The organism is Caulobacter sp. 17J65-9 (assembly GCF_010975005.1).
GTDB lineage: Bacteria > Pseudomonadota > Alphaproteobacteria > Caulobacterales > Caulobacteraceae > 17J80-11.
Window position 1 is genome coordinate 1 of the sequence record NZ_JAAIVC010000228.1, and the last position, 4,588, is coordinate 4,588.

The window sequence follows — 4,588 nt, forward strand, 5'->3', positions numbered from 1 at the left end:
TCGTGCTGCGCCGCCGTCCGTTCGGCGTGCGCGCCGGCCGCGCGGCCGAGGACGGCCCGTCGGCGGCGGCCACCCGCTGGAGGATCGCCTGCGCGCCCAGCGAACCGCTCGCCGGCGAGCCCGGCCTGGGGCGCGAGCGTTGGAAGGTGAGCCTGGAGCGTTGCCGCGGCGGGCGGACGGGGGCGTGGATCATGGAGGCGGACGATGGCGCGGATCCTGTCCGTGTGGTCGCCGAACTGGCCGATCGCCAGCTTCCGGCGGCGCACGAGGACCGCCGGCGCGCGGCTGGCTGACCCCTTCGCCCTGGTCGAAAGCCTCAAGGGCGCGCGCCGTCTGTCGGCGGTCGACGAGGCCGCCGCGGCCGAAGGCCTGTTCGTGGGCCAGGCCTTGGCCGACGCCCTGGCCCTGGTCCCGGCCCTGGTCGCCGCCGACGCCGATCCGGAGGCCGACCGCGAGGCGCTCGAAAAGCTCTGCGACTGGTGCGTGCGCTTCAGTCCGGCGGTGGCGGTCGACGCGCCGGACGGGTTGCTGATGGACGTCAGCGGGCTGGCGCCCCTGTGGGGCGGGGAGGCGGCGCTGGTCGCCGACCTGCTGGCCCGACTGGCGAAGCACGGCGTGCCCGCGCGAGGCGCCATCGCCGACACGGCGGGGGCCGCGTGGGCGTTCGCGCGGTTTCCTTTAGATCCGTCATCCCGGCCGGACGCCCGCGCCAGCGGGCGGGAGAGCCGGGACCCAGCGAGCGCGACGCAGGTTGCAGCGCGGGTTCGCAGCGTCGAGGTCGAGCTTGCTGGGTCCCGGCTCGCGCTGACGCGCGTCCGGGATGACGAGCTTTTAGTGGGCCCCGACTGGACCGTCGCGCCCCCCGGCGCCCACCGCGCCCTGCTCAAGCCGCTCCCCGTCGACGCGCTGCGTCCCGAGCCCGAGGCCGCCGCCCAGCTGCGCAGGCTCGGCGTACGCTCCATCGAGCAGCTGATCGCCCTGCCGCGGGCGCAGCTGGCCAAGCGGTTCGGCATGGGCCTGCTCACCCGGCTCGACCAAGCGCTGGGCGAGGCGGAGGAGGCGCTCGTCTTCCGCCGGCCCGTGCCGCCGTGGTTCGAGCGGCTGGCCTTCGTCGAGCCGATCAGCGCGCCCGACGACCTGGCCCGCGTGGCCGCCGACGCCTGCGCGAAGATCTGCGCCCGGCTGGAGGCCAGCGGGCGGGCGGCGCGCCGGTTCGAGCTCACCTTCCACCGCCTGGACGGCGCCTCGCACGCGCTCACGGCCGGCACCGCCCTGGCCGCGCGCGATCCCGCGCGCCTGGCCAAGCTGTTCGCGCCCAAGCTGGAGGCGGTCGACCCCGGCTTCGGCGTCGAGGCGGTGACCATCGAGGCCGGGCGGGTCGAAGGGACCCCGGCCAGGCAGGGCGGCCTGACCGGCGAGACCGACACCGCCGAGGACTTCGCCGGCTTCGTCGACCGGCTGTCCAACCGGCTCGGCGAAGACCGGGTCTGGCGCGCCGCGCCCGTGCAGACCTGGGTGCCGGAGAAAGCGGTGTCGAAAGGTTCGCCCATGTCCGCCTCGGCCGGCGGCTGGGACCCGGAGCGGCCGCGCCCGGTGCGCCTGTTCCGCCGGCCCGAGGCGATCGAGGCGACCGCGCCGGTGCCCGACGACCCGCCGCTGTTCTTCCGCTGGCGTGGGCGGCTGCACCGGGTGCGCCGGGCCGAGGGCCCCGAGCGCATCGCCCAGGAATGGTGGAAGAAGCCGCTGGCCGACGCCTCGCCGGAGCGGGTGCGCGACTACTACCGGGTGGAGGACGCGGAGGGCGCGCGGTTCTGGATTTTCCGAACGGGGCTCTACGGCGGCGAGCGGCCGTCGCAATGGTTCGTGCACGGACTGTTCGGATGACGCCCGGGAACGCGATCGCCTACGCCGAGCTGCAGGTCACCACCAACTTCTCCTTTCTGCGCGGCGGCTCGCACGCGCAGGAGCTGTCGTTCACGGCCGCGGCGCTCGGCCTGTCCGGCCTGGCGGTGACCGACCGCAACACCCTGTCCGGCGTGGTGCGGGCCTGGGGCGCGGCCAGGGAGGTGGGCGTGGCCTTCCGGGTCGGCTGCCGGCTGGACTTCGCCGACGGCAAGCCGTCCGTGCTCTGCTATCCGACCGACCGCGAGGCCTATGGGCGGCTGTCGCGCCTGCTGACGCTCGGCAAGGTGCGGGCCGAGAGCGGCGGCTGCGAGCTGACCTGGGCCGACCTCTACGACCACGCCGAGGGCCAGCTCCTCATGGTCGTGCCGCCCCAGGCGCTGGACGAGGCGTTCGAGCGCGACCTGACAGCGCTGTCGGGCGACTTCCGCCGCAGCGTCTACCTGGCCGCCGCCCGGCCCTACGGCGCGCGGGACTTGAAGCGCCTGCACCGGCTGGCCGCCCTGGCGCGCGACACCCGCGCGCCGATGGTCGCCACCAACGACGTGCTCTACCACGACCCCCTGCGCCGCCCGCTGCAGGACGTGCTGACCTGCATCCGCGAGAAGACCACCATCCATGAGGCCGGCCTGAAGCTGGAGGCCAACGCCGAGCGCCACCTGAAGCGCCCCGACGAGATGGCCCGGCTGTTCTCGGCCTATCCCGACGCGCTTCACCGCACGCTCGAGATCATGGACCGGCTGGACTTCGACCTCGGCCAGCTGAAGTACGAGTACCCGCACGAACCCACGCCGGCGGGGCGCACCCACGACGACTGGCTGGCCGAGCTTTCGTGGAAGGGCGCGCAGTGGCGCTATCCGCAGGGCGTGCCGCCCAAGGTCTCGGCCCTGCTGGAAAAGGAGCTGGCCTTCGTGAAGGCCAAGGGCCTGCCGCAGTACTTTCTCACCGTGCACGACGTGGTGCGCTTCGCCCGTGACCGCGGGATCCTGTGCCAGGGCCGCGGCTCGGCCGCCAACAGCGTGATCTGCTACTGCCTGGGCATCACCGCGGTCGATCCGACCTTCGTCGACCTGCTGTTCGAGCGCTTCCTGTCGGAGGAGCGCAACGAGCCACCCGACATCGACGTCGACTTCGAGCACGAGCGGCGCGAGGAGGTGATCCAGTACGTCTACGGACGATACGGCCGCGACCGCGCCGCCATCTGCGCCACCGTCATCCACTACCGGCCCCGAAGCGCCATCCGCGAGGTCGGCAAGGCCCTGGGCCTGACCGAGGACGTCACCGCGCGGCTGGCCGACACGGTGTGGGGCGGCTGGGGCGACGGCATGCCGGACGAGCACGTCGCCCAGGCCGGCTTCGCCCCCGACAATCCGGAGATTTCGCGCGCCGTCGACCTGGCCACCGAGCTGCTGGGCTTTCCGCGCCACCTGTCCCAGCACGTCGGCGGCTTCATCCTGACCGAGCGGCCGCTCAGCGAGACCGTGCCGATCGGCAACGCGGCGATGGAGGACCGCACCTTCATCGAGTGGGACAAGGACGACGTCGAGACGCTCGGCCTGATGAAGGTCGACGTGCTGGCCCTGGGCATGCTGACCGCGCTCAAGCGCGGCTTCGACATGCTCAGCAACGACAAGGGCGTCTACCTGCCCGACATCGCTTCGGTGCCGAAGGAGGACCCGGCCGTCTACGTCATGCTGCAGAAGGCGGACTCGGTGGGCGTCTTCCAGGTCGAGAGCCGGGCGCAGATGTCCATGCTGCCGAGACTTCGGCCCAAGAAGTTCTATGACCTGGTCATCCAGGTGGCGATCGTGCGTCCCGGCCCGATCCAGGGCGACATGGTCCATCCGTACCTGCGCCGGCGCGACAAGATCGATCCCGTCGAGTTTCCCGCCCCGTCGCCCGATCACGGGCCGGCGGACGAACTGGTGCAGGTGCTGGGCAAGACGCTGGGCGTGCCGCTGTTCCAGGAGCAGGCCATGCGCATGGCCATCGAGGCGGCCCGGTTCAGCCCGGCCGAGGCCAACGGCCTGCGCCGCTGCATGGCCACCTTCAAGAGCCTGGGCGACCTCGGCGTCTACCGCGACAAGTTCGTCGAGGGGATGGTGCGGCGCGGCTACGAACGCGACTTCGCCGAGCGCTGCTTCAAGCAGATCGAGGGCTTCGGCTCCTACGGCTTCCCGGAGAGCCACGCGGCCAGCTTCGCCAACCTGGTCTACGCCTCGTCCTGGGTGAAGCGCTGGCACCCGGACGTGTTCTGCGCCGCCCTGCTGAACAGCCAGCCCATGGGCTTCTACGCGCCGGCCCAGCTGGTCCGCGACGCCCGCGAGCACGGGGTCGAGGTGCGGGGGCCGGACGTGATGGCCAGCGGGTGGGATTGCGGGCTGGAAAGATCCTCCCCCGAGCGAAGCGGTGGGAACGAGATCTCCCCCCGCTGGGGGGAGCAGCCGCCCGTGAGGGCGGCGTGGGGGGCTCCAGCGGAGTGCTCGGGCTCAGCGGCGCAATCGCCCTCGGCGCGGGCCGTCGCCGTCGCGCCAGGCTGGAGCCCCCCACGCCGCTTCGCGGCGGCTCCCCCCAGCGGGGGGAGATCTTTGGAGGCGCTGCTCCCCGTCCGCCTCGGCTTCCGGCAGATCCGCGGCTTCCGGCGCGAGGACGCCGAGCGCCTGGTCGCCGCCCGCGACGCCGGGGC

General features: G+C 73.2%; 2 protein-coding genes and 1 pseudogene. All 3 read left to right on the top strand.

The window, feature by feature from the left end:
• Window positions 1–293 (top strand): annotated as a pseudogene (locus G3573_RS20175) (protein imuA); the annotation flags it as partial.
• A complete protein-coding gene (locus tag G3573_RS22350) occupies window positions 205–1,884 on the top strand; it encodes a DNA polymerase Y family protein (protein WP_240454819.1) in 1,680 nt (559 codons plus the stop codon). The pseudogene G3573_RS20175 and the gene G3573_RS22350, both read left to right, overlap by 89 nt.
• Window positions 1,881–4,588 (top strand): error-prone DNA polymerase (locus tag G3573_RS20185; RefSeq protein ID WP_163263463.1); only part of this gene is annotated, 2,708 nt, incomplete at its 3' end. The genes G3573_RS22350 and G3573_RS20185, both read left to right, overlap by 4 nt.